Here is a 255-nt window from a genome sequence, read left to right as displayed (position 1 = left end):
TTGGGCCGTGTCTCAGTCCCAATGTGGCCGTTTACCCTCTCAGGCCGGCTACGCATCATCGCCTTGGTGGGCCGTTACCTCACCAACTAGCTAATGCGCCGCAGGTCCATCCATGTTCACGCCTTGAGGGGCGCTTTAATATACAGAGCATGCGCTCCGTATACCTATCCGGTTTTAGCTACCGTTTCCAGCAGTTATCCCAGACACATGGGCAGGTTACCTACGTGTTACTCACCCGTTCGCCACTAAGTCTCT

The 255-nt window shown here is 54.9% G+C and carries 1 rRNA gene; it reads right to left on the bottom strand.

The features are described 5' to 3' along the window. Nucleotides 1-255 (bottom strand): 16S ribosomal RNA (locus tag NE665_RS24490); the annotation flags it as partial.

Origin of the sequence: Clostridium sp. DFI.1.208 (assembly GCF_024463855.1) — a bacterium.
GTDB lineage: Bacteria > Bacillota_I > Bacilli_A > Erysipelotrichales > Erysipelotrichaceae > Clostridium_AQ.
Note: the sequence above shows the minus strand (reverse complement) of the source record. Positions and strands in the feature narration are given on the sequence as shown.